At 69.1% G+C, this 23,915-nt stretch carries 19 protein-coding genes; 12 read left to right on the plus strand and 7 right to left on the minus strand.

Translation table 11 applies throughout. The annotated features are described in order from the left end of the window. Nucleotides 1-74: 74 nt before the first annotated feature. The 4 genes from EPD82_RS09275 to EPD82_RS09290 form a co-directional block, all read right to left on the minus strand. Nucleotides 75-575 (minus strand): GNAT family N-acetyltransferase, encoded by a 501-nt coding sequence (locus tag EPD82_RS09275; RefSeq protein ID WP_055423883.1) that lies wholly within the window; start codon nt 573-575, stop codon nt 75-77. Next, complete coding sequence (locus tag EPD82_RS09280; RefSeq protein ID WP_055423882.1) at nt 576-851, minus strand: type II toxin-antitoxin system TacA family antitoxin; 276 nt, start codon at nt 849-851, stop codon at nt 576-578. 179 nt (nt 852-1,030) lie between these two features. Then, the gene (locus EPD82_RS09285) at nt 1,031-1,576 is read right to left on the minus strand and encodes a DUF4124 domain-containing protein (protein ID WP_055423881.1); all 546 of its coding nucleotides are present in this window, start codon (nt 1,574-1,576) and stop codon (nt 1,031-1,033) included. A 103-nt stretch (nt 1,577-1,679) separates the two neighbouring features. After that, nucleotides 1,680-3,197 carry a surface-adhesin E family protein gene (locus tag EPD82_RS09290; RefSeq protein ID WP_141056503.1) on the minus strand — a complete coding sequence of 506 codons (1,518 nt, stop codon included), beginning with the start codon at nt 3,195-3,197 and terminating at the stop codon, nt 1,680-1,682. 150 nt (nt 3,198-3,347) lie between these two features. Here EPD82_RS09290 and EPD82_RS09295 point away from each other — a divergent pair, with 150 nt between their 5' ends. From EPD82_RS09295 to aroE, 3 genes are read left to right on the plus strand one after another with little or no spacing between them, the layout of a single operon-like run. Next, complete coding sequence (locus EPD82_RS09295) at nt 3,348-5,261, plus strand: ribonuclease catalytic domain-containing protein (RefSeq protein WP_141056504.1); 1,914 nt, start codon at nt 3,348-3,350, stop codon at nt 5,259-5,261. Beyond that, nucleotides 5,258-6,160: an energy transducer TonB gene (locus EPD82_RS09300; RefSeq protein WP_141056505.1), complete on the plus strand. Its 903-nt coding sequence runs from the start codon at nt 5,258-5,260 to the stop codon at nt 6,158-6,160. Before EPD82_RS09295 ends, EPD82_RS09300 begins: the two co-directional genes overlap by 4 nt. 1 nt (nt 6,161) lies before the next feature. Beyond that, nucleotides 6,162-6,995, plus strand: a complete 834-nt coding sequence (gene aroE, locus EPD82_RS09305; protein WP_141056506.1) for a shikimate dehydrogenase — start codon at nt 6,162-6,164, stop codon at nt 6,993-6,995. A gap of 40 nt (nt 6,996-7,035) precedes the next feature. Here aroE and hemL read toward each other — a convergent pair whose 3' ends face one another. Continuing rightward, on the minus strand, nt 7,036-8,328 hold the full coding sequence (gene hemL, locus EPD82_RS09310) for a glutamate-1-semialdehyde 2,1-aminomutase (RefSeq protein ID WP_141056507.1): 1,293 nt from the start codon (nt 8,326-8,328) through the stop codon (nt 7,036-7,038). Next, on the minus strand, nt 8,325-8,987 hold the full coding sequence (gene thiE, locus EPD82_RS09315) for a thiamine phosphate synthase (protein WP_141056508.1): 663 nt from the start codon (nt 8,985-8,987) through the stop codon (nt 8,325-8,327). The genes hemL and thiE overlap by 4 nt, the downstream gene beginning before the upstream one ends. Nucleotides 8,988-9,048: 61 nt before the next feature. Between thiE and EPD82_RS09320 the strand changes: the two genes are divergently transcribed. From EPD82_RS09320 to EPD82_RS09360, 9 genes are all read left to right on the plus strand, one after another. Continuing rightward, nucleotides 9,049-9,462, plus strand: a complete 414-nt coding sequence (locus EPD82_RS09320; protein ID WP_055423875.1) for a response regulator — start codon at nt 9,049-9,051, stop codon at nt 9,460-9,462. Nucleotides 9,463-9,466: 4 nt separating this feature from the next. Then, nucleotides 9,467-9,832, plus strand: a complete 366-nt coding sequence (locus EPD82_RS09325; protein ID WP_055423874.1) for a response regulator — start codon at nt 9,467-9,469, stop codon at nt 9,830-9,832. A gap of 5 nt (nt 9,833-9,837) precedes the next feature. Continuing rightward, on the plus strand, nt 9,838-10,371 hold the full coding sequence (locus EPD82_RS09330) for a chemotaxis protein CheW (protein WP_055423873.1): 534 nt from the start codon (nt 9,838-9,840) through the stop codon (nt 10,369-10,371). Nucleotides 10,372-10,406: 35 nt separating this feature from the next. Beyond that, complete coding sequence (locus EPD82_RS09335; protein WP_055423872.1) at nt 10,407-12,089, plus strand: methyl-accepting chemotaxis protein; 1,683 nt, start codon at nt 10,407-10,409, stop codon at nt 12,087-12,089. A gap of 18 nt (nt 12,090-12,107) precedes the next feature. Further along, on the plus strand, nt 12,108-17,078 hold the full coding sequence (locus EPD82_RS09340) for a hybrid sensor histidine kinase/response regulator (protein ID WP_141056509.1): 4,971 nt from the start codon (nt 12,108-12,110) through the stop codon (nt 17,076-17,078). Nucleotides 17,079-17,081: 3 nt separating this feature from the next. Further along, entirely contained in the window at nt 17,082-18,905 is a 1,824-nt protein-coding gene (locus EPD82_RS09345; protein WP_141056510.1) for an ABCB family ABC transporter ATP-binding protein/permease, read from the plus strand. Between the two features lie 127 nt (nt 18,906-19,032). After that, a complete protein-coding gene (locus EPD82_RS09350) occupies nt 19,033-20,010 on the plus strand; it encodes an asparaginase domain-containing protein (RefSeq protein WP_170210818.1) in 978 nt (325 codons plus the stop codon). Then, nucleotides 20,007-21,086 (plus strand): glucokinase, encoded by a 1,080-nt coding sequence (locus tag EPD82_RS09355; protein ID WP_141056512.1) that lies wholly within the window; start codon nt 20,007-20,009, stop codon nt 21,084-21,086. The genes EPD82_RS09350 and EPD82_RS09355 overlap by 4 nt, the downstream gene beginning before the upstream one ends. Continuing rightward, entirely contained in the window at nt 21,083-22,756 is a 1,674-nt protein-coding gene (locus EPD82_RS09360; protein WP_082438424.1) for an ABC transporter ATP-binding protein/permease, read from the plus strand. Before EPD82_RS09355 ends, EPD82_RS09360 begins: the two co-directional genes overlap by 4 nt. Here EPD82_RS09360 and EPD82_RS09365 read toward each other — a convergent pair. After that, nucleotides 22,749-23,840, minus strand: a complete 1,092-nt coding sequence (locus tag EPD82_RS09365) for a glycoside hydrolase family 5 protein (protein WP_055423866.1) — start codon at nt 23,838-23,840, stop codon at nt 22,749-22,751. The genes EPD82_RS09360 and EPD82_RS09365 overlap by 8 nt on opposite strands. Between the last annotated feature and the right edge of the window lie 75 nt (nt 23,841-23,915).

A 23,915-nucleotide genomic window follows, 5' to 3' on the forward strand; every position in this document is an offset into this window, starting at 1 on the left:
CAGGGCAATGACTACGGCAAGATTGCGGTGCAGCTCATCCAAATCTGGAACATAACCCACGCGCAGACGATGACTCACGCCAAATCCACAAAGTGTGCGCGTGGCAGCATCCAGCGGCCGGGCTGGCCGGGAAGTTCGATGAAGCCGAAGTGCCGGTAGAACGCGGCTGCTGTGGGCGACTTCGCGTCGACGACGAGGGCGGCCACCGCGAGCGTTTCGCTGGCGGCGGCGACGCGCTTGCAGGCATCGACCAGCAGGATCGAACCGAGTCCCTGTCCCTGAAACGTCCGGTCCACGGCCAAACGGCCGAGTAATGCCACCGGCACCGGGTAGTGCGGCAGTTTTTTACGCCACTTCTCGGGGAGCGCCTCGGCAGCGACGCTGGCGGCGCTGAGCGTGTAGAAACCGGCCACTACCTGGGGATGCCCGACCGGGCTGGCCACGAACATCCGTGCCACGCCGCGTTTGATGTCCTGCGAGGCGTAGCGCTGCAGGTAGTCGTCGAGTGCCTTCTCGCCACAATCGAAGCCGGCCGTTCGCGCGTCGCCGTCGAACGCGCGAATGACATAGGCCATTTACCGCACATCCCTGGCGTGACGGACGAACGCACGCTGCAATGCGGGGTTGGCTGGGGCCGACGTATCCAGCGCGTCCAAGAATGCCGCGAAATCCTCCTGAGACAGGGTGATGGCTTCGTGGGCCTGCACGACCGACCGGGCTTGCTCGAGCGCGTTCCTGAGCACGAACTCGGACACGCTCATATGCGCATACGCGGCGGCTTTGTCGAGCAAACGGCGCGTCTCCTGATCGCAGCGGATATGCAGCCGGGTGTCTTTGGCAAGGGTGGGCATGGACGACTCCTGATAGACTCCTGATGGCAGATCCAATTGTGCGCCATTTGTGCGCACATGGTCAAGCCAAAATCCGCCACCAGGAACACCGGCTCATCCACGCAACGCCTCATTCCGACGCCCCTTGAGGCGTCGCTGCGATCGAGGTGCAGGTGGCGCTCCCCGATCGGCGGGATGCCTCACCGTCCCGGCGGCTGCAGCAAGCGCGTGCGTTCGCGCTCCAGGCGCGCGGCGCGGCGCTCGAGGAATTCCATCTCCTTCACCTGCCGCCGCTCCACCCCTTCGCGCTCGCGCACGCGGGCTTTTTCGTAGGCTGCGCGCTGCGCGGGTTTCAGGTCGGCGGGAGGCTCGCGCACCGCCAGCGCCATGCGCTCGTCGGCGTGGCGTGCGCGCAAGGCATCGCGCTCGCGGGCGAGATCGCGCAGCTCGCTTTCGATCTGGGCGAGCCGCTGCTGGCGCAGGGCGAACGCTTGGGGCGATTCGACGACGGTCTCTCGCGTTTTTTTCGTTGTCGCCGGCGGAGCCGAGGGCGGCGGCGGACGCAGCGTCACTGCCGCGGCGTCGGGGCCGCAGGGGTTCGCCTCGAAGCGGATGCTGCCGTCAGGAGAGGTACAACGATAGACGAGCGTCTCGCCCGCCATCACCGCAGGCGCGGCGAGCAGGGCGGCAGGCAGCAGCACGGCGCGGAGGCAAAAAGCCCGGCAACGAACGAGCGCGGTCGGCATGGACGGACGCCTCCACCTTGGATATCGAGGCAGTATATCCGGAAGCACCGCCACTCCCAAGGCCGCCGACCCGCCGCTGCCCTCCGACCTGTGAGGCGGGCATTCAGCGCACGATGCCGAAAACGGGTCGATCGTGGCGCGGCTGTAGCGGCCGGCTGGTACGCGGCCCCTGGGTGAGCGGGGCGATCTCGGTAGAGATGGCCTCGAGCGGCTCGCGGAAGACGATCCAGCGCACGTCCTCGCGGCACGGCGGCCAGGGCTCGGAGCCTTCGTAGGTGAAATAGGAGGCGTCGACCGGTTCGAGCGTGCGCAGGTCGAGCGGCAATTCGCGCGGTGCGGCGCTTCCCTGCCCGGCCCAGTCCGCCAGCGTGGCGAGCAGCGGATGGGTGCGCTCGGCGGCGACGACGCGCAGGGCCACGAAAAGGCGGGAGCCGTCTTCGGCCCGATGCTGCAGGACCAGTTCCCCCAGGGCGACGCGCACCCCGAGCCGATGCATGCCGGGGTGATGCCAGCTGATGCGCTCCAGCCGGTACCATTTTCCTTCCCAGCCCAGGCGCTGTTCCCGCGCCGGTTCGAGCACCAGGCCCGTCCTGTCCTGCTGCAGGACGACCCGGCTGGGTTGGTAGCGGAAGAAAGGAGGCGGAAGATCGGCCGGAATCGCCCCTTCGAGTGCGATGGGGGATTGACGCTTGCCCTTGCGGCAGATGCGCCAGTCGGGCGAGAGGAGGTGCCAGCGCCCGGGGCCGGCCGGACCCTCGGCGTAGGTCCATTCGCCGGGCGAGGGCCGTTTCGCCGCGATGTTCTTGCCCGAAGGAGCTGTGCGACGGGCGACGACCGGCCGGCGTGCCGCAGTGGCCATGGCAGGGGATGCTTCCCGCGGCACCGGTGGCCGGGAAGCGGACGCGGGAACGCCGGCAGGGTGCCCCCCCGCGGCCGAAGCCGCAGCGACCGGCGCCGGCGCCCGGGGTTGAGGCGCCACGGCAGAGGGCGGCGGTGGAGTCTCGGGACGGTTCACCGGCGGCTTGACTGCAGGCTGCGGCGTAGGGACCGGAAGCTTTGCCACTTCGGGCGGCAAGGCCGAAGGATCGACGAGGTCGACGCCCAGGGGCAAGGGTTTTCCGTCCGCCTGCGCGGGCTGTTTGGCTGCACCTTCCATCGCGCTCTGCGCCGAGCCCAGGGCTTCCTGGGCGATACGGCTCAATTCCTCCGGCGTGGGCGGGCGGCAGACCACCAGCCACAGCCGTTCGTCGACCGAGCCGGGCGGAATGGGCGTCGCCTCCGGCTTGGGGAGGGTCTCCTCGGAGAGCGGCAGGTCGTTGGCGTCGAGATACACCCGTTTGACGGTGGTATAGGTACGGCGCTGGCAGTCGAAGCGGTTGAGCGCCTTGACGGAGGCGTAACCGCGGCGCTTGGCTTCGTCGGCGCTGAGGACCACGCGTCCCCACGCCACCTTGATGCCGCCCTCGGCCGGAATCAAGGTGGCCGGGTCGATCTGCACCAAGCGATCGCGGTCGCGCGCCACCGTCTGCCACTCGGCAAGCGCCGCCTGGCTGAGCAGGCCCAGCGCGAGGAGCACGAGCAGGCGCAGCCCGTATCCCGTCATCCCTTTCATCGCGTCCATGATGCGTCGTATCTCCTCTCGGCCCGACGAAGCTCATGGTTTGCATTATCGGCCGGTGCGAGGAAAACTTGAGCCGCTGCGCCGAGTCTTTTCCGCCATCGCGCCGATTTCGGGTAAACTGCCGGCGATCAAGCCATTCGACATCGTTCCATGTTCGTCCTTTTCGAAGAGTCCGGCGCCTTCAAGGCCGGCACGCTCGTCTCGGAGCAGGAGGCCACGCTGCACGTCGAGCTTCCTTCCGGCCGCCGGTTGAAGATCAAGCGCAACGCCGTGCTCCTCACCTTCCGCGAACCGGAACCTCAGGCGCTGCTCGACGAGGCCCAGCGCCGGGCCGAGGCGCTCGACACCGACTTCCTGTGGGAAGTGTGCGGCGAGGAAGAGTTCTCCTATCTCGACTTCGCGCGGGAATACTATGGCGCCGAACCCTCCGCGGTCGAAGCGGCGGCGCTGTTGCTGCGCCTGCACGGCTCGCCGATCCACTTCCACCGCAAGGGCAAGGGACGCTTCCAGAAGGCGCCGGCCGAGATCCTGCAGGCGGCGCTCGCCGGTCTGGAGAAGAAACGCAAGCGCCAGGAAGCGATCGAGCGCATGCGCGACGAGCTCGTAGCGGGACGTCTGCCCGAGGAGATCGCCGCGGCCCTGCCCCAGATCCTCTACCGGCCCGACCGCAACCGCCCCGAAACCCAGGCGCTGGAGGCCGCAAGCGTCGCCCTGCGCTGCTCGACGGCCCAGCTGCTGCTCTCGGTCGGCGCGATCGCCTCGACACACGACTACCACTTCGGCCGTTTCCTCTTCGAGGTCTTCCCCGAAGGGCTGGAATTTCCCGAGCATCCCGAGCCGCCTCCTTGCGAGGATCTGCCGCTGGCCGAAGTGCAGGCGTTTTCGATCGACGACATCTCGACCACCGAGATCGACGACGCTTTCTCCGTGACCCGCCGCCCCGGCGGGGGCTGGCGCATCGGCGTGCATATCGCCGCGCCGGCTCTGGGGCTTTCCCCCGGGGATGCGGTCGATGCCATCGCCCGCGCCCGCATGTCCACCGTCTACATGCCGGGCCGCAAGATCACCATGCTGCCGCCCGACGTGGTCGATCGCTTCACCCTGGCCGAAGGCCACGTCCCGCCCGCCCTCTCCTTGTACCTCGACGTCGATGCCTCGCTCGCCATCCAGGGCATGGAGACGCGGCTCGAGCGCGTGCCGATCGCGGCCAACCTTCGCCTGCATGCCCTGGAGCCGTTCTTCAACGAAGAGACGCTGCAGGAAGCCCTGCCCGAAGATCTGCCCTGGCGCGAGGAGCTCAAGCTGCTGTGGGAGCTCGCCACCGTGCTCGAGGCGGGGCGCGGCAAAGCCTCGGTCACGCCGAATCAGATCGATTATCTCTTTCACGTCGATTGGGAGCGGGTCACGGAGGACGGCCCCGGCTGGGTGAGCATCACCCCGCGCCCGCGCGGCGCACCGATCGACAAGCTGGTGAGCGAATTCGCCATCCTCACGAACCAGACCTGGGGCAAGCGCCTGGCGGAGCATGGGCTGCCGGGCATCTATCGCGTCCAGCCCGCCGGCGGCAAGGTGCGCATGGCGCTGGAGGCGGAGAGCCACGAAGGTCTGGGGGTGGATTGCTATGCCTGGTCGAGCTCGCCCCTGCGCCGCTACGTCGACCTGGTCAACCAGATGCAGCTGCTTGCCACGGTACGCGGCACGCCCGCCCCTTTCCCCGAGCGGAGGCAGGAGCTCTTCGGCATCGTGCGCCAGTTCGAGGCAGCCTACACCACCTACCAGGAATTCCAGCGCCACATGGAACGCTACTGGTGCCTACGCTGGCTGCGCCAGCACCGGGTGGAGCGGCTCACCGCCACGGTGTTGCGTGACGATCTCGTGCGCTGTGAGCGGCTCCCGCTCGTCGCCAAGGTTCCCTCCCTGCCCCCCACCGACGCGGGTCGGCGGGTCGAGCTGGAAGTCGAGCGCATCGATCTCGTCGAGATGGAACTTCGGCTGCGTTTCCGTCGTCTCCTTACGCAGGAAGAATCCCCCGACGCGACCGCCGCCCTCATCGTGGAGCCATGAACCCCCGTTCGCTGCCTCTTTTTTCCCTGCGCGATACCGCAACGCACACGTGGCGGCAGTGGCGGCGATCCCCCTTCGCTTGGGCGATCTTCCTTTCCCTCGCCCTGCATGCCCTGCTGCTCTCCCTGGGATTCGTTCCGCCCGAAGCCCGGCTCGCGGCGCAGAAAGACGAGGGGCTGGAGATCGTCCTGGTCAATGCCTATAGCCGCTCGACGCCGGAAGAGGCAAAAGCCCTGGCCCAGACCTCCCTTGCCGGCGGCGGCAACGAGAAGACCGCCCCCGTTCCGACCACCGCCCAGCCTCCCCTCGAACGCGAGCATCCCAGCGACAGCCCGCTCGAAGCCCGCAGCCGACATCAGGAAACGGCCAGCACCACCAGGCGCAAGCTGAGCCGCCCCTCTCCTGAAAAAGCGACTCCTTCCGCGCCCGAGCCCACCGCTCCGGCCACGCCCACGCCGAGCGGCCTCGACCTGCTCGACCAGACGGCGAGCGTCGCCCGCCTGCACGCGGCGCTCGACGACACGGAACGCGCCGTGGCGGGGCAACCTCGCAAGCGATTCTTCGGCGCCAACGTCAAGGAATACCGCTTCGCGCGCTACATCGAGGATTGGCGGCTCAAGGTCGAGCGCATCGGTACCCTCAATTATCCCGAGGAAGCGCGGGGCAAACTCTACGGGAGCCTGCTCATGTCGGTGTCGATCCGCGCCGATGGCGAGCTGATCGACGCGCACATCGAACGCTCCTCCGGCCAGCCGGTGCTCGACGAGGCGGCGCTTCGCATCGTCCGGCTCGGTTCCCCTTATGCGCCGTTTCCCCCGGAGATCCGTGCCGACACCGACGTGATCGTCATCAAGCGCACCTGGACCTTCACCCGCGAATCGCGCCTGCAGGGGAAATGAAATGACCGATCGCTACGCCGTCTTCGGCCACCCGGTGGCGCACAGCAAGTCGCCTTTCATCCACCGCGCCTTTGCCGAACAGACGGGACAGGATCTCGACTACGAGGCGATCGACCCCGGCGCCGAGGGCTTCGCCGAAGCGGCGCGGCGTTTTTTCGCCGAAGGAGGGCGCGGCGCCAACGTGACGCTGCCCTTCAAGGAAGAGGCGCTGGCGCTCGCCGACGAGGCGCTGCCGCGCGCGTGCGAGGCCGGCGCCGCCAATACGCTCATCGCACGCGAGGGGCGGCTTCTGGCCGACAACACGGACGGGGTGGGACTGGTGCGCGACTTGACACGGCGCCACGGCGTGCCGCTCGCGGGAGCCGAGGTGCTGCTCGTGGGTGCAGGCGGCGCCGCGCGCGGCGTGCTGGGGCCGATTCTGCGCGAACGGCCGCGGCGGCTGGTGCTTGCCAACCGCACTCCTGCCCGCGCCGAGACGCTCGCCCGCGCGTTCGCAGCGCTCGCCGCCGAGACGGGCGTGAAACTGGACGTGCAAACCTGGGATGCGCTGCGCCCCCCTTTCACGCTGCTGATCAACGCCACCAGCGCGAGCCTCGCCGGCGAGCTGCCGCCGCTGCCGCCGGAGCTCTTCGCCGCAAGGCCCTTCGTTTATGACATGATGTACGGCGCCGCCCCTACGCCCTTCCTGCGCGAGGCGGCGCGGCACGGCGCGCACACCGCCGACGGCCTGGGGATGCTGGTGGAACAGGCCGCCGAGAGCTTCTTCCTCTGGCGCGGCGTGCGCCCGGACGCCCAGGCGGTGTATGCCCGCCTGCGCGCCGCGCTCGCGGGCTGAGGATCAAAGGGGGCCACTCGAAGAACCGCTGCGCAGCAGGTTATTCGAGGTGCCCAAGGGTAGCGAACGCCCGATGCGCCGCTTCCACCGTGGCGTCGATGTCCGCCTCGGTGTGCGCCGCCGAGACGAACCCCGCCTCGAAGGCGGAGGGCGCGAAATGGTGCCCCGCCGCCAGCATGGCATGAAAGAAGCGCTTGAAGCGCTCGACGTCGCAGGCCATCACCTCGGCGTAGGAACCCGGCACCTGGGGCGCGAAATAGAGGCCGAACATGCCGCCGAGCGAATCGGCCGCGAACGGCACGCCCGCCTCCTCGGCCGCACGCTGCAATCCCGACACCAGCCGCGCGGTGAGCGCTTCGAGCCGCTCGTAGAATCCCGGCTGGGCGACGAGCTCGAGCGAAGCGAGTCCGGCGGCCACCGCCACGGGCGAACCCGACAGGGTCCCCGCCTGATACACCGGCCCGAGCGGGGCGACGCACTCCATGATCTCGCGCCGTCCGCCGAAGGCGGCCACCGGCATGCCGCCGCCGATCACCTTGCCCAGCGTGGTGAGGTCGGGCCGGATGCCGGTGCGACCCTGCATCCCCTGCAGCCCCACGCGAAACCCCGTCATCACCTCGTCGAAGATGAGCACCGCGCCGTGGCGGTCGCACAGCGCGCGCAGTCCTTCGAGAAAACCGGGACGCGGCTTGACGAGGTTCATGTTGCCGGCAGCCGGCTCCACGATCACCGCCGCGATCTCGTCGCCGCACTCGGCAAAGGCCGCCTCCACTGCCGCCAGATCGTTGTACGGCAGCACCAGGGTATCGCGCGCCGCCCCTTCGGGCACGCCGGCCGAACTCGGGTGCCCGAACGTGAGGGCGCCGGAGCCCGCCTTGACGAGCAGCGCGTCGGCGTGACCGTGGTAGCACCCCTCGAACTTGACGATGCAGGCACGCCCCGTGTAGCCGCGCGCCAGGCGAATGGCGCTCATCGTGGCCTCGGTGCCCGAGCTCACCAGCCGCACCAGCTCGAGCGACGGCAGCAGCGCCGTGAGCCGCTCGGCCATCTCCACTTCCAGCGCCGTGGGGGCGCCGAAGGAGAGTCCGTCGGCGGCCGCCCGCTGCACCGCTTCCACGATCTTCGGGTGCGCGTGCCCGGCGATCGCCGGCCCCCAGGCGCCGACGTAGTCGATGTAGCGCGTGCCGTTCTCGTCCCACAGATACGCGCCCTGCGCGCGCCGGATGAAGCGCGGCGTGCCCCCCACCGAGCGAAACGCCCGCACCGGCGAATTCACTCCGCCCGGAATCACGCGCCGGGCCCGTTCGAACCACGCTTCGTTGCGATCCGTCATCGTTCCTTCCCTTCCGTGCCGAAAACGCGATTGTGCCACGCCGCCCAGGCGAGCGCCCGTTCCAGCGGATCGGGCGCGGCGAAGAGATCCGAGATCACGGCGAGCCAATCGGCCCCGGCAGCGACGAGCTCGTCGGCGCGCTCCAAAGTGATGCCACCGATCACTGCGATCGGTACGGCGAGCTCGGCGCGGGCGCAGCGCAGGAGTTCGAGCGAGGCGCGGCTCGCCTGGGGCTTGGTCGGGGAAGGATACATCGCCCCGAAAGCGACGTAGCTCGCCCCTTCGGCGAGCGCCGCCTGCGCCCGCCCGAGCTCCGCGTAGCAGCTCGCCCCGATGAGTGCGTGCGGCCCCAGAAAGCGCCGCGCCTGCACGATCGAACCGTCGTCTTTGCCCAGATGAACCCCGGCCTCGAACTGGGCGGCGAGCTCGACATCGTCATTGACGACGAGCGCCGCCCCGGCAGCCCGCACCAGCGGTGCGATGCGCTCGAGCTGACGTGCCCTGGCGGCGCGGTCGAGCGCCTTGTTGCGGTATTGCACCAGCACCGGGCGGGCGGCGAGCGCCGTGCGCAGCGCCGCGAAGAGGGCGCCGTCGTCAGGCTCGTCGGGGGTGATCAGATACAGGCCGCGCGCGGGCGACCGAGAAAAACGCGTTTGCATTGGATCATGGTATCATGGATCATCGCCGACACGGCCTGCCTGCCAAGAACGGGGATCCGACGTGAACACCGAACGCAAACCACGCATCCTGGTGGTCGACGACAGCAACACCATCCGCCGCAGCGCGGAGATCTTCCTCGGCCAGGCCGGCTACGAAGTCATGCTGGCCGAAGATGGGTTTTCCGCGCTCGCCAAAGTCGTCGAGTTCGCGCCGGATCTCATCTTCATCGACGTGATGATGCCCCGTCTCGACGGCTACCAGACCTGCGCCCTCATCAAGCAAAATCCCAAATTCCGCCACATCCCGGTGATCATGCTCACCTCGAAGGACGGCGTCTTCGACCGGGCAAGGGGGCAGCTCGTGGGCTCCGACGAGTACCTCACCAAACCCTTCACCAAGAACGAGCTGCTGGAGGCCATCGCCCGGCACTGGCCGCCCAAGACCGAGGCGCGACCCCCGGCGAAAGGAGATTGAGCCCATGCCCATCCGCCGTATCCTCGTCGTCGACGACTCTCCCACCGAACGGCTCGCCCTCACCGAGCTCCTCACCCGCGAGGGCTATCAGGTGCTCACCGCCGAGAACGGCGAACAGGCCCTCGCGCTCGCGCGCGCCGAGCTCCCCGACCTCGTGCTGATGGACGTGGTCATGCCCGGCATGAACGGCTATCAGGCCACGCGCCAGCTGCATCGCGACGCGGCCACGCGCCACATCCCGGTCATCATCTGCACCACCAAAGGCCAGGAAGCCGACCGCGCCTGGGGCCTGCGGCAAGGCGCGGTGGCCTACCTCGTCAAGCCCATCGACGAAACGGCGCTCCTTGCCGCCATCCGCAGCATGGAATGACGCCCATGGCCCGACGGACTTCGTTGCGCGAATTCCAGGAACGGCTCGCCGAACGGCTCGCCCAGGCCTCTGCCGCCCGTACCGAGCACTGGCTGGTGCTCCCCGCCGCCGGTCACCGGCTGCTGCTGCCCCTCACCGACGCCTCCGCCATCGCCAACGAATTCACCCTCGCCCCGGTTCCCCGCGCCCCCGCCTGTTACCGGGGTCTGGCCAACGTGCGCGGCAACCTCATCGGCGTGGTCGACCTCTGCTGGCTGGAGAACCACACGCCCACCCAGAGGAGCAAACGTGCGCAACTCCTGGTGCTGGCCACCCGCCTCATCGAAAACACGGCGCTCCTGCTGCCCGAGGCAGTCGGCCTGCGGCCCCTCGAGTCCTTCACGCCCATGGAGCATCCCCTTTCCCGCCCCTGGCACGTGCGCGCCTATCGGGCACCCGATGACGACCGGCCTTGCATCCTGATCGACGCGAGCCGGCTCATCACCGACCCGCTTTTCTATGGCATCGATTCCGGCTCGTCCCTCCTCGGTTCGAGCTGACCTGAAGACCGCATCCGAGCAACGAGGACCTTACCATGGCGTTTCGTCTGTTTTCCTCCCGCACCCCTGCTGAGGCCGCCGACACCTCCACGACCCCCGGCACGAAGGGGGGAGCGCTGCGGCAGCGTATCCTTCTCCTGTCGGTCCTGCTGATCGTATCGATCCTCGGCCTCGTCGGCCTCGTCGCCTCGGCCAGCTACACCGCGGCAAGCACGCGCGAACGCCTCGCTGTGGCGGATCAGGCCCGGGACGCCCTAAGCGACCTGGGGCGAACCCTGCCCCGGGCGCTCCAAGCCGATGCCGAGGCCGTGAAAGCCCTGGAAGGGCAACGCCGCCGCCTCGAAGAGGCGCTGCGCACCCTGTCGGACATGGCTACGGAAGACGAGCGCCTCGCCGGGCACGCCGGCTCGCTCCAGAAAAGCTGGAACGAGCTGCGCCCCGAGCTGCAGAAACTCCTCGAATCCCCCCCGAGCGAACCGTCCGACGTCGCGGCGGCCCTGCGCCCCATCGACCAACGGCTCGAACGCATGCTCGGCGAAGCGAGCGCCCTGCGCCAGAGCGTGCAGCAAGCCGGCGACGACGCCCTCTCGACCCGCTATCAGGGTATGATCGCGGCGGCCGTCGTCCTCATTCTCGTCTTCCTCGCCCTGGGCAAGACCTATCTCGACGACGCCCGCGCCCGGGAGCTCGAGGCCGAACGCCAACGGCAGCGGCTCGAAGAAGAAAACGCCCGCACGCAGCAGGCCATCATGCAGCTGCTCAACGAGATTTCCGACCTGGCCGACGGCGACCTCACCATCCGCGCCACCGTCACCGAAGACATCACGGGGGCGATCGCCGACTCGGTGAACTACGCCATCGAAGAGCTCGCCTCGCTGGTACGGCGCATCAACGACACGGCCGAGCGCATCACCGACTCCACCGAAGAAGCGCGCCGCATCTCCGGCGAGCTGCTCGAAGCGGCCCAGACCCAGACCGAAAAGATCGAAGAGGCCGACGGCATCGTCCAGGACATGGCCCACGCCCTGCATGAGACGGCCGCTTCCGCCGAAGGCGCCGCCGCCTCCGCCGGCCGCTCGCTCGAAGCCTCGGCCAAAGGGGCGCAGGCGGTGAATGAAACCATCGAGGGCATGAACCGCATCCGCGACCAGATCCAGGAAACCGCCAAGCGCATCAAGCGGCTGGGCGAATCCTCGCAGGAGATCGGCGAGATCGTGGAACTCATCTCCGACATCACCGACCAGACCAACGTGCTCGCGCTCAACGCTGCCATCCAGGCCGCGGCCGCGGGCGAGGCGGGGCGCGGCTTCACCGTCGTGGCCGAGGAAGTGCAGCGGCTGGCCGAGCGCTCGGCCGAGGCCACCAAGCAGATCGCCGCCATCGTCAAGACCATTCAAGCCGACACCCAGGACGCCGTGGGTTCGATGGAAGCGGCCACGCGCGAGGTCGTCGCCGGCACGGCGCTCTCCGATTCGGCCGGCGCCGCCCTCGAGGAAATCTCGCAAGTCGCCAAAGAGACCGCCACCCGCATCACCCAGATCGCCCACGACATCCAGGCCCAGGCCGAACGCGGCGCCCAGGTCTCCGCCCTCATGCGCGAAATCCTCGCCATCACGCAGCAGACCCGGGAAGGGACGGAACGCACCGTCCAATCCGTCGAATCGCTGGCCGAGCTCGCCGCCGATCTGCGCGGTTCGGTCGCCGGTTTCCGCGTCTGATCGCCCGAGACGAACGCCATGGTGCATCGCCCCGCCTCCGAACCCCTATCCTGGATCGCCCCAGAAGTCGAACGCGTCCTCGCGGGGGCGCGTCTGGCCTGTGAGCGGGCCAGCGCGCACAACGACCCCGCGGCACTGCGGCAGGCCAGGGCGGCGTTGCACGAGACCCGGGGCGTGCTCATCGTCGCGGGCCTCGAAGGCTTCGCCGACTACGTCGACCTGCTCGGCCGCGCCCTGGAAAAAATCTCCGCCCGGCCCGATCCCGATCCCGAAGCCCTGCAGCGGCTGTACCGCGCCGCCGTCGCCGCCGAAAACTACTTCCTCGAGCTCATCCACGCCGGACGCGACCAGCCGCTGCGCCTGCGTCGGCACTACCTCGAGCTCGCCGCGCTCGCCGGCGATTCCACCGCCGCCGAAAGCGATCTCTTCCAGTTCGAAGTCTCGATCCAACCTCAGCCTCAGCCCGTCGTCTCCGACGAAGCCCGCATCCGCGCCGCCTTGCTGCGCCGCTTCGAACAGGGCCTCGTCGGCTGGCTGAAACCGGCCGACGAGCGCGAAGCCGTCGCCTCCCTCACGCCCATCCGCGAGGCGCTCGCGGGTTTGCTCAAGCTGGATGCCGGCCGCCCCCTGGAGCCCCTATGGCTGGCCGCGCTCGCCTATGCCGACGCCCTCAGGGAAGGGCGTCTGGCGCGCGACGAGGCTTCCAAGCGCATCCTGCACGACCTGCACCGCACGATGCGCCACGCCGGGAAATTCTCTCGCCCACCCCGCCGGCTCTTGCAAGCACTCACCCATCCCGTCGCCCAGCTCGAGCCCCACAGCCGGGCGCAGCAGTTGCTGCACGAGCACTGGCGGCTCGCCGAGGCCCTGGAAGACCAGGATCTCCCCCTGCCCGAGCTTCCCCTGCGCGCCCAACTCGACGCCCTGGCCGAGGGGCTCGATCGACTGGCCGAGCACTGGGAACGGCTCACCCAGGCTCCCGTCTTCCACCTGGGTTCGTTCTCCCAGGATCTCGACGCGGTTCGCCGCCTCGCCCAGCCGCTGGGGCGCAAGAGCATCGAGCAGGCCATCGAGGCGCTCGCCGCCCTCGTCCAATGGATGGAAGATCATCCCAACGACTCCATGGCCGCACAGGCCCAGCTCGAGCTCGCCCGCACGCTCCTCGTCCTTTCGGCCTACTGCCGCGCCGCCCACTGGGACGAGCGCACCGAGCAGCGGCTCCAGACGCAGGTCGAGCGGCTGCGCGCCCTCATCGACAACCGCCCCCTGCCCGAGATCGAGGCCCAGGCTTCCGAAGCCGACAGCCGCAGCATCGGAAGGGAACTCTCCCGTCTGCTCGCCGAAGCCGAGACCCTGCTCGATCGCTACTACCGCGATCCGACCGAACCCCTCGACCAGGACCGCATCAACCGCCTGATCGCCGAAGCCCGCGCCACCTTGCTGCTCATCGGCGCCGACGAAGAAGCCAAAGCACTCGGCCAGCTTCCTCCCCTGGTCGAACGCCTGGCCGAACACGGCAGCCTCGAAGAGGCCGAGCAGCACCGGCTCGTCGAGACCCTTGCCCATCTCCATACCCGCGCCGAGGCGCTGGCGCGCGGCGAGTCCCTCCAGGAAACCGCAGCGATCGCCCCCCAGGCCACCGCCATCCCCCTGCAGGAACTCTTCGCGGCCGAAGGAGAGGAACTCGGCGCCACGCTGCTGCTCGAGGAAGAAAAAGAAGAAGCATCTTCGCCCGCAGCAGCTTCCCTCGCCTCGATTCAGGCCCCCTCTCCCGAAGAGGCCTCCGTCGAACGGGCCAGACCCCCTGTCCCGCCGAGCGAGACCCAGGCATCGGCCGGCGGTGCGATCGAAGAAGAACTCCTCGACATCTTCCTCGAAGAAGCGCGCGAAGTGCTCGCCACCCTGGAGCGCCGCCTTCCCGATCTGGAGGAACGACCGGACGATCTCGAAGCGCTCACCGAGGTGCGCCGCGGCATCCACACCCTCAAGGGCAGTGGCCGCATGGTTGGTCTCACCGAGCTCGGCGAGTGCGCCTGGGCCCTGGAGCAGACTCTCAATACCTGGCTGCAGCGGCAATGGCCGGCCACCCCCGCGCTGATGCAGCTGCTCCAGCAGGCACACCGTCTCTTCGCCGACTGGGTGGAGGCAATCGCTGCCGGCCGGATCGAAACGCCCGCGCAGGCCGCCGCGCTCGCGGCCGAAGCCGAGCGCCTGCGCTCGCTCGAAAGCCCCGAGGCCGCACCGCCAGCCGAACCTCTTCCGCCTCCCGAGCCGCCGAAACACGTTTTCGGGGATCGCAGCGTCTCGCGCGCCGTGTTCGATGCCTTCCGCCAAGAAGCGCGCGAGCGGCTCGCCGCCTTGCGCCGTTACCTCGACGAGGAGGCCGCCCAGCCGCCCGATGAGCCTCTCGTACGACACATCCACACGCTGGCCGGCATCTCGGCCACCGCCAAGGTCTTCGAGATGCACGAGCTGGGCCGGGCGCTCGAACTCGCGCTCGAGCGCCTCGCCAAGGCCCAGCGCGCCCCCGACGCACAGGAATGCACGGTCCTACGCGCTGCTGCCGAGCGGCTCGGCGCCGCCCTCGAGCGCGTCGAAGCCGGACAAATTCCCGAACCTCCCGCCGATCTGCTGCCCCTCATCGAAGCCGTCGGCACCGTTCCTCAGGCAGCGGTGCCTCCACCCCAACCCACCGCTCCCAACGAGGTCGAGGCGAAAGCCGCCCCCCCCACAGAGGTCCCAGAAACTGCCCGAGAAGCGCCTCCTGTGGAAGAAGTCGCCCAGGAAATCGACCCGCAGCTCCTGCCGGTCTTCCTCGACGAGGGCGAGACGCTCTTCGAGAGCCTCTTCGAGCAGCTCAACCGCTGGGACGAAACGAGCGACGAGAAAAACGTCGAGGCGATCGCCCGTACCCTGCATACCCTCAAGGGCAGCGCCCGCATGGCCGGCGCGCTGGAGCTCGGCGAGCGCATCCACCGTCTGGAGCAGGAACTCAAGGAAGCCGGGCCCGCGGCCCGCGAGCTCGCGCGCAACGGCATCGAAGCCGCCTATGCGCTCTTCCGCCGCCTTGCCGCCCTGCCTGCGCTGGCAACGGCGGAGACTCCCTCCCCTGCCGCGGCCGGCACCGAATCCCTCCCCCCCGTCCCGGCGCGGGAAAGCGCAGAGACCGCCCACGTCACCCTGCGTGTGCACGCCGCCACCATCGACCGGCTGGTCAACGACACCGGCGAGATCGGCGTCCTGCGGGCGCGCGCGGAACAGGATCTTCTCGCCCTGCGCGGCGCCGTGCTCGAGCTCACCGACGACGTCATCCGCCTGCGCACCCATCTGCGCGAGCTCGAGATCCAGGCCGAGACGCAGATGCAGACGCGCCTGCACACGGCCGAGACGGCGCAGGCCGAGTTCGATCCACTCGAACTCGACCGCTACACGCGCCTGCAGGAACTCACGCGCCTGCTCGCAGAAGGGATCGCCGACGTCGCCACCATCCAGCAAAGCGCGCTGTCGCACCTCGACCGCGCCGAAACTGCCCTCAACCAGCAAGCCCGCCTCACCCGCGAGGTGCAGTACGAACTGATGCAGGTACGTTCGGCGCCGGTCGCCAGCGTCGCGGCTCGCCTGCACCGGGTCGTGCGTCAGACGGCCAAGGAACTCGGCAAACGCGTCAACCTCGACATCGAAGGCGCTCAGGTCACGCTCGAGCGGGCACTGCTCGAGCGCATGGTGCCGCTGCTCGAGCACCTGCTGCGCAACGCCGTCGCCCACGGCATCGAATCCTCCGAGGAACGGCGGGCCTCAGGCAAGCCCGAATTCGGGCAGATCACGCTGGCCGTGCGCAATCTCGGCAGCGAGATCGAACTGCGGGTGCAGGACGACGGCCGCGGCCTCGATTACGCTGCCATCCTCGAACGCGCCCGCGCCGCCGGGCTGCTCGGCCCCGATGCCCAACCCGACGAAGCAAGCCTCGCACGGCTCGTCTTCCTGCCCGGATTCTCCACCGCCAGCGAGCTCAGCCAGATCGCCGGCCGCGGCGTGGGGCTGGACGTCGTCCACAGCGAAATCCAGGCGCTGGGCGGGCGCATCGACCTCACGAGCGCCCCCGGCCGCGGCACCGCCTTCCGCATCCTGTTGCCCACTACCCTCGCCATCACCCAGGCGCTGCTCGTGCGCGCACTCGATCGACGCTGGGCGATTCCGGCCAATCTCATCGTTCAAACCGAACACCTCCCGGCCGAGGCGCTGCGCGCCGCGCAGCAGATGGGGCATTTGCTCTGGCAAGGGAAGACCTATCCGCTGCGCTATCTGCCGCATCTGCTCGATCGCCCCGACCAGCCCAAACCGCTCGATCGCCGCAACTGGGTGGTGCTGCTCGCCTCGGGCGAAGAACGGATCGCGCTGCACGTCGATGGGCTTGCCGGCAACCAGGAGGTGATCGCCAAGCCGGCCGGACCGCACCTCAAGCGCATCGCCGGTATGCTGGGCGCGACGCTCCTTGCCGACGGCGAGATCGCTCTCATCCTCAACCCCGTGGCGCTCGCGCGCACGCCCGCCGAGGTCTCGGTCGCAAGAGCGCAGGCCGAGGCGCGGGGCCCATCTCCCGCCAAACCGCTGGTGCTGGTGGTCGACGACTCGCTCACCGTACGGCGCATCACCGGACGGCTCCTCGAACGGGAGGGCTACGAGGTGCTGCTCGCCAAGGACGGCATGGAGGCGCTGGAAAAGCTCACCTCCGAGGAACGTCTGCCGGTGGCCATTCTCTCCGACATCGAGATGCCGCGCATGGACGGATTCGAGCTGCTGCGCCAGATCCGGGCCGATGCGCGCACGCGCCATCTCCCGGTCGTGCTCATCACCTCGCGCCTTGCCGAGAAGCACCAGGCGCACGCGATGGCGCTGGGTGCCAACGCCTATCTCGGCAAACCCTACGACGAAGACGAGCTCCTGCGCCTGCTGCGCCGCTACCGCGAGGCCGCGGCCAAGCCCGCCTGAGCGATGCGCGGCCATTCCTCGCTCCCGCCGCCGGCCGAGGGCGCCACCCGCCCCCTGCACCTGCGCGAGACGATCGCGCGGCTATGGCCCTACCTGTGGCGTTATCGCTGGCGGGTGCTCGGCGCCTTCGCCGCCCTCATCGCGGCGAAGTTCGCCAACGTCGCCGTGCCGCTGCTCTTCAAGGAGCTGGTCGATCTCCTGTCGCTGCCGCCGCAGGCGCCGCGCTGGACCGCGGCCCCGATCGCCCTCGTCTTCGCCTATGGGCTGGCGCGTTTCGGCACCTCGCTCTTCACCGAGCTGCGCGAACTGCTCTTTGCGCGGGTCACCCAAGCCGCGGTGCGCGCACTGTCGCTCGAAGTCTTCTCCCACCTGCACGCGCTGTCGCTGCGCTTTCACCTCGAACGGCAGACCGGGGCGCTCACCCGCGATCTCGAGCGCGGCACGCGCGCCATCGGCAGCCTCATCAACTTCACCCTCTACTCCATCGCCCCCACGCTGGTGGAGATCTCGCTCGTGCTCGCCATCCTCTTCGCGCGCTACGAGCCGGCTTTCGGCGCAATCACGCTCGCCACCCTCATCGCCTACGTCGCCTTCACCATCGTCGTCACCAACTGGCGCACCGTGCAGCGGCGCCGGCTCAACAAGATCGACGCGCAGACCCACAGCCGCGCCGTCGATGCGCTCCTCAACTACGAGACGGTGAAGTACTTCGCCAACGAAGCGTACGAACGGCGCCGCTACGACCAGGATCTCGAACGCTGGCAGGAAGCCGCGATCCGCAACCAACTCTCGCTCTCCGGGCTCAATCTCGGCCAGGCGGCCATCATCACCGCCGGCGTGGTCGCCATGATGGGGCTCGCCGCGGCGCGCGTGCAGGCGGGCGTCATGACTCTGGGCGACATCGTCCTCGTCAACGCCTTCCTGCTGCAGCTCTACCTGCCACTCAACTTCCTCGGCGTGGTCTACCGCGAGCTGCGCCAGGCGCTGGTCGACCTCGAACGGCTCTTCGCCCTACTCGACGAAAAAGAGGAAGTGCGCGACGCCCCGGACGCACTCGAGCTCCCCGAGGGGCCGCTGGAGGTGCGTTTCGAACGCGTCTCCTTTCACTACGATCCCAGCCGCCCCATCCTGCGCGAAGTGGATTTCACCCTCCCCGCCGGGCGTACCGTGGCCGTGGTCGGCTCTTCCGGCGCGGGCAAGTCCACCCTGGTGCGGCTCCTCTTCCGCTTCTACGACGCCACCGGCGGGGCGGTACGCGTGGGCGGCATCGACGTACGCCACCTGAAGCAGGAGAGCCTGCGCCGCGCCGTAGGCATCGTGCCGCAGGAGACGGTGCTCTTCCACGACACGCTGGGCTACAACATCCGCTACGGCCGGCCCGAGGCGAGCGACGAGGAAGTCTGGGCGGCGATCCGCGCTGCCCAGCTCGACGAGCTCGTCGCCCGCCTGCCCGAGGGGCTGGAGACGCGGGTGGGCGAGCGTGGGCTCAAGCTCTCTGGCGGCGAGAAGCAGCGCGTGGCGATCGCGCGGGTGCTGCTGAAGAACCCCCGCATCCTGGTGCTGGACGAAGCCACCTCCTCGCTCGATTCGGCCACGGAGCGCGCCATCCAGGGACAGCTCGAACGCATCGCCCAAGGCCGTACCACCCTGATGATCGCGCACCGCCTCTCCACCGTGATGCACGCCGACGAAATCCTGGTGCTCGAAGAAGGGCGCATCGTCGAACGCGGCCGGCATGCCGAGCTGCTCGCGCGGGGCGGACGCTACGCCGAGCTGTGGCGCCACCAGCAGCGCCAAGAAGACGCACTCCAGCCCCACGCCGTGTAAGCCCGCCCCCGTTCGCAGTGGTTTCGCCGGGAGAACCCTGCGCCCTCCAGGGATGGGTCACGGCAAAACCGTCGCGCCGTGGGAACGAACTGTTAAACTTTCACGACAGCATTTCAGTGCACTCCCCATGGCCGCACCTCCTCGCCCGCGCTTGCTTTGGCTCGCCACCGGCGGCACCCTCGCCGCCACCGGCCGGGGCATCGCGTACCACGCCGGGGCGCTCTCGCCCGAGGCCCTGCTCGCAGCGATCCCCGAGGCAGGCCAGTACGCCGAGCTCGAGCTCGCTTCGCCCTTCGCCATGGATTCCAAGGACGCCACGCCGCACCATTGGCTGAGGCTGCACGCCGCGATCACGCAAGCCCTCGCGCGCCCGGAGCTCGCCGGCCTCGTCCTCTCCCACGGCACCGACACGCTGGAAGAGACGGCCACGCTCCTCGCGCTCACCCTGGCGCCGACCAAGCCCGTGGTGCTCACCGGGGCCATGCGCCCGCCTTCCGAAGCCGGGGCCGACGGGCCGCGCAACCTCCTGCACGCGATCCGCCTCGCCGCCGATCCGGACACCCCGCCAGGCGTCTTCCTCGTCTTCGGCGAAGCGGTCTTCCCCGCGATGGGGCTGCGCAAGGCACACACGCTCGCGCTCCAGCCGTTTGCCGCCGAACCGCGAGGCGCGCTCGGCTCGGCCTTTCCCTGGCGACCGCCGCCGCTCGAAGAACGTGCCTCGCCGCTGCCCTTGCCCCATCCTTGGCCGACGGTCGCCCTCCTTTCGGCCACGGCGCTCGACGCGCCCGAGGCTTTGCGGCAGACCCAGGAAACGGGGGCCGCCGCGGCAGTGCTGCTGCTGCCGGGACACGGCAGCGTCCCCGAAGCGTGGGAAGCACCGATCGCCGATGCGGCCGCATCCGGACTCCTGGTGGTGCGCGCGAGCCGCTGCGGTCTGGGGCCGGTGCTCCCCCACCCCGTCGACCAGCGCCTGGGCACCCTCCCCGCCGGCCTCCTCTCCGCGCCCGCCGCCCGCGTGGCCGCCGCCCTCGTGGCCCCTTTCCCCCCGGCGGAACGGCAAATTCTGTGGCGCGCGCGTTTTTTGCCCTACGGAGCCGAAGCATGACTCCTACGGCCGCCCCTCTCTTTCTCGCTGCCGACGTCGGCGGCACGCGCGCCCGTTTCCTGCTCGCGCGCTGGCGGGAAAGCGAAGCGGCGCCCGAGGACCGCGAAAAACCCCCGCAGCGCGCGTCAACGGCAGACACCCCAAGCACAGCGGGTTTTTCGCGGCACCTTCCTGCCTGGGAGCCGCTGTGCCAGCGGGTACTCGAAGATGATGCCTTCCCCCATTTCGACGCGGCGCTCGAGGCTTTCCTCGCCGAATGTCCCCCAGGAGCCGAACCGAAACTCGCCGTGATCGCGCTCGCCGGGCCCGTGACGGGGCGGCGCGCGCGGCTGACCAACCGCCCATGGACGATCGACGCCGATGCCTTGACCGCCCGCCATGGCTGGCCGCGGGTCGAATTGATGAACGACTTCGCCGCCCAGGCGCACGGGATCGCCGCTGCGGCGCCCGAGACGCTCCACGTCCTGCAACGGGGAGCACCTCGGCCGGGGCTTGCTGCCGTGCTCGGCCCCGGCACGGGACTGGGCATGGGATTCTTTCTGCGCGAGGGCGAGACGGTGCGCGTCTTCCCCAGCGAAGGCGGACACGCCGACCTCGGCGGCTTCGATCCCCCCTTTCTCACTTCCTGGAGCGCCTGGCTCGCCCGCGAAGGGCGCATCGCCTCCTGGGAAAGCCTGCTCTGCGGCCCCGGTCTGGTGCGGCTCGCCGCTTTTCTTGCCGCCGAGCGCGGCCGAATCGCGCCGTGGACGGAGGCGCCGCAGATCGTGGCCTCGGCCCAAAAGGGGGAAGCGCTCGCCCAAGAAGCGGTGACCACCTTCGTGCGCACGCTGGGTGCCTGCGCTGGCGACCTCGCCCTCATCGGTTGGACCCTGGGTGGGGTATACCTCGTGGGCGCGCTCGCCGCGGCGCTGCGCCCCTGGCTCGAGACTCCGGCCTTTCGCAGTGCCTTCGCCGCCAAGGAACGGCACGGGGAGACGCTCGCCGCGCTGCCGATCCTGCTCGCCGACGACCCCCTGCTGGGCTTGAAGGGCGCCGCCACCTTCGCCTGCCGCCTGCTCGCCGCAACCACGCCATGAGCGCACCGAACCCTACGACTCCGCCATTGCTGCCCTTTCTGCTGCTGGGCCTGCGCTATTATCGTCGGCCGCGGGCCTGGGGCGGTGCGCTCGTGCTCGTGGCCCTCACGCTCGCCATGGTCGGGCTGGCGCTGTGGACCAACCACTGGCAGCGGGCGCTCTTCGATGCGCTGGAGCGCCGCGATCTCGTCGAACTGCCCGCGCTCATCGCTACCTTCCTCACCATCCTCCTTCTGAGCGTGGCCGTCACGGGCGTCCACCTCCTCGTCAAGCGCGGCTGGCAGCTCGGCTGGCGGCGCTTTCTCACCGAACAGCTGCTGGAGAGCTGGCTCGCGCGCGGTCACCACCACCGCCTGCGCCACCTGCCCGGCGCGCACGACAACCCCGACGCCCGCATCGCCGAAGACGTGCGCATCGCCACCGAAGTGGCGGTGGAGCTCTTCCACTCGCTGCTCTACTCGCTCGCCTCCATCGTGCTTTTCGTCGATGTGCTGTGGGTGGTCGGCGCCACGCCGCACGAGTCTCCCCCCGGCACGATGGTCTGGCTTGCGCTTGCCTATGCCGGCATCGGCACGATCACCGGGGTCCTGCTGGGCCGACCGCTCACCCGGGCCACCGACCAGCAGCAGTCGCGCGAAGCCGACTTTCGCTACGGGTTGTCGCACATCCGCGACAAGTCGGAAGCGATCGCGCTCGCCCAAGGCGAAGCCTCCGAGCGCCGCCTGACGCGCGAGCGGTTCGACGCGCTCGCACGCACCTGGTGGAAACAATCGCTGGGCTACCTCGGGCTGGTGTCGTTTTCCACCGCCTATGGCACGCTCCTGCCGGTCTTCCCCATCCTCGTGCTCGCACCGCACTATATCGCCGGCACGCTCACGCTCGGTATGCTGATGCAGGCGGCGCAGGCCTTCGAGCGGCTCACCAACGCGCTTTCCTGGCCCATCCACAGCATGGGCGATATCGCTCGCTGCCATGCTTCGATCGAACGGGCAGCAGCCTTATACCAAGATCTCACTGAACTCGAGGCAATCGAGCGGCTATGCCTGCCGGGGCAGATCTGCCGCAGCGTCGGCCCCGCGGGGCAGCTCGCGATCGAGCGGCTCACCTTGACGCTGCCCAACGGCCACCCCGTGCTGGAGAATTTCTCGCTCACCCTCACGCGCGGCGAGACCGTACAGCTCGTAGGAGACCCGAACACAGGCATCGCCCTTCTCAAGGCCATCGCCGGCGTGTGGTCCTGGGGGCAGGGCAACATCATCCTGCCCGACGGCGAGACGCTCGCCTTCGTGCCACAGCGGCCCTTCCTGCCCGAAGGGCCGCTCATCGCCGCCCTCACCTATCCGCGCGATCCAGCGGAGGTCGAGCGCAAGCGCGTCATCGACACCTTGCATGCCGTAGGGGCGGATGCGCTCATCGAACGGCTCGACGAGCACGACGACTGGAACCGCACCCTCACCGCGCCGGTCCAGCAGCGGCTCGCGCTCGCCCGCACCCTGCTCGAACGGCCCGCGTGGGTGTTCTACGAAGCCCCGGCCGACGCCCTGCCCGCACCGGGCAAATTCGACCCGGTGGCGCTGCTGCGCGAGCGCCTACCCGACGCGACGCTGGCGATCTTCTGGCCGCATCACCAGCCCTATCCCGGCGTTCAGCGCGTCGTTTTCCTCAATTGAAACGTGCCGGCAGCCAGCCGCGTGCCACCGCCTCGCGCAGGCACCACGCCGGAGTCGTCTCGGTCTTGTAGTTCCAGAAGAACCAGCCGCGATAGCGCTCGAAGGTGAGGAGCTGCGCCGCCGCGTAGCCGCGCAGCGCCACCTCCTGCTGGAAGGCGTCCAACCCTTCGAGCGGGTGCGTGGTCGGCCCGTCGGCCCACAGCGATACCTCCTGCAGCTTGAGCCCCAGGCTCCATTCGCCGCACACCGTCGGCAGCCCCAGCTCGCGCCCGATGGCATCGGCCTCGGCGCGCAGATCGACCACCGTCTTGCGCAGGTGTTCGTAGATGTCTGCCTCGAGATCCTCGGGCGTGAAGCACTGGTAGCGGTGCACGTCGAACCAGACGTTCTCGTACGGCGGCGCGTTCATGAAACCGAGATACTCGCGCCAGTCGCGGAAGCCGTCGTGGAACATCACCCCGACCGTGGGCGGGCAGTGCGCCCGGATCGCCGCGTAGGCGCGCTCGTAGTAGCGCTTGAGGATCTCGGTGGGCACGTCCCAGCGCGGCTCGTTCAATACCTCGAAGGCGAAGAGTGCCGGTTCGGCGCGATAGCGCTCGGCCAGCCGCCCCAGCAGTTCGACCGAATGGTCGATGTATTCTTCCTTGGTGTGCCAGTCGCAGACGTTCAAGATGCCGCCGTTGTCGAAGCCGTTCTGGCAGCCGGCGGCTGCGTGCAGGTCGAGCACCACTTTGAGTCCGAATTCTTCGGCCCAGCGCAGCGCCCGGTCGAGTACCTCGATGCCGCCGGTGACGAAGGGCTCGCGCCGCGCCCCATAGACCGGATGGTAGGGATAAGGCGGCCCCAGCACCCAGTGCCCGAAGGGAATGCGCACCGCGTTCAGCCCCCGCTCGGCGATCCAGGCGAAATCCTCCCGCGTGACCCAGCGCGCCCAGTGCGCCCGCAGCCTGGGTGCGGCCTCCTCTCCCAATGCGACGCACCACGTCGTCTCGTCGGTGGCTTCCACCCCTTCGAAGAGGCTAGGCACCATCCACTTCTCAAGCACCAGCCACGAACCCAGATTCACCCCGCGCAAGCGTTCCATCGCCCTCTCCCCGGCCGCATCGTGAAGTCATTATAGGCAGACACGGGCATCTGCTACACTGGGATCATCGCTTTT

The sequence above is a fragment of the Tepidiphilus succinatimandens genome, from assembly GCF_006503695.1.
Taxonomy (GTDB): domain Bacteria; phylum Pseudomonadota; class Gammaproteobacteria; order Burkholderiales; family Rhodocyclaceae; genus Tepidiphilus; species Tepidiphilus succinatimandens.